This is a genomic window from Kaistella sp., from assembly GCF_049588135.1.
GTDB lineage: Bacteria > Bacteroidota > Bacteroidia > Flavobacteriales > Weeksellaceae > Kaistella.
The window spans coordinates 1-1,783 of record NZ_JBAVFG010000058.1; the positions used below are offsets into that span (position 1 = coordinate 1).

General features: G+C 35.8%; 1 protein-coding gene and 1 other RNA gene. Both read left to right on the plus strand.

Translation table 11 applies throughout. The annotated features are described in order from the left end of the window. Nucleotides 1-185: 185 nt before the first annotated feature. Nucleotides 186-584, plus strand: a transfer-messenger RNA (tmRNA) gene (gene ssrA, locus WBY99_RS03320). A gap of 221 nt (nt 585-805) precedes the next feature. Next, nucleotides 806-1,783: phage integrase SAM-like domain-containing protein (locus tag WBY99_RS03325; RefSeq protein WP_423974918.1), on the plus strand; the 978-nt coding region annotated here is incomplete at its 3' end.

Sequence of the window (1,783 nt, forward strand, 5' to 3'; positions counted from 1 at the left end):
CGCTCGCACCACTTTCCCCCAAAAGATTGCAACGGAAAGCCCGACCTGAATGAGGAAATGGAGTCTCGTCTTTAGACGAGCCGGAATGACCGAGTGAAGGATACGCCCAAAACTCGAATCTGCTTAGTGCACAATTAATATTGATTAAGGTAATTTTTGTTTATCTTTGCAGTCTTACAAAACATGGGGTTGACTGGTTTCGACAGCAAGATCGATGGGTAAGTAAGCATGCAGAGAACCGTAGCGCGATCTCTTTAATCCCTTGCTGCAAACTTTTAACTGGCAACCAAGAGTTCGCTCTTGCAGCTTAATCTGAATAAAGTAGGATTCAAGCGCTCTCCCGAAGATAGTAAGGAGGCAAGATGTCTCGCAAATGCTCCGTTCTGCGGCGTTTGATTCTGAGGCATAGCAATGCAGAAATAAGTCCCGAAAGACTTCGGTTCGGGATCGAAAACTTAAGAAGTTAAGTTGTAAATTGGGTGTCTGTGCTCTGTTTACAATCGAAAATTAATTGCAGAATAAGCATGTAGAAATCTTATGTGTTGCTTGTTTGGACGAGGGTTCGAATCCCTCCAACTCCACAATTCACGAATTTAGGCACTTTCAACGAAGTGTCTTTTTTATTGCCTTTCAGTTTCAAAAACAACATATTCATGGTGTTTAGAAGATATTTTTAACGTGTTATTTCGTGTTATTAAATTGTATTGAGATTCAAATTGGTTGATACAACGGTTGACACAAATTGCAAAAACACTATTTTGTATCAACTGAATTTTATATCTTTGATTTGTTCAAAAAAAATGTGGTGGCAATCAAACTATTTTTACGTTCCAAAACAGGGGCAACCTCATCAATTTATTTTCGATATACGAAAGGCAGGAATTTTAAAATAATTTTAAAAACGCCCTACTCGATTAATCCCGAACATTGGGACGATGAAAAGGAAAGTTATAAATCTGAACTAATCAAAAGGACACCAAAAGCGGTCATTGAAAAAAACTTTAATTCTGAAATTGCTATTTTAAATAACAATCTTGCAGTATTAAAATCTGAAATATCAATGTTTCTTGCAAATAATCCCGATGCAAAGGCAGTCGAAATAAAAGATTTCTACAATAAAAAATATTTCCCCGAAAAGGAAAAACCGAAAACTGCCAAAACATCAATTCCAACGGATTTGGTAAACTTCATTGATTATTACATTAAAGATAAGAGCCGACGTATTGAGGGCAAACAAGACCCCATTACCGAAGCCACACGGAAGAAACTCATCACCATTAAAAACCGTGTTATCATATTCGATAAACAAATATTACTTAAAAACGTTAACGACGATTTTCGGGACGATTTGGCCAAGTGGATGCAGAAAGAAAAATACAGCTCCAGCACGATAATAAAAGATTTAAAATACATCAAAACCGTTTGCAGTTTCGCCTCAAAAAAGAAAATTGATGTAAATACGGAAGTTTTGCATTGGGAATTTATGAGAGCCAAACAAAACTACACTCCACCGATTTTATCATTTGAAGAGCTGGAGCAGATTAAAAATACCATTTACCCACACGAATATTTAGAAAACGCCAAAGATTGGATTATAGTAGGATTTTATACAGGTGCGAGGGTTTCAGATTTATTAAACTTTGATGCAAAAAATATCATCAATACCAATATTTTAAAATTCAAACAAAAGAAAATAGAAAACCAAACCCACGATTCTGAAGAGTTTATTTATCTGCATTCCGAAGTTTTGAAAATTTTAGAAAAAAGAAACGGACAATTTCCC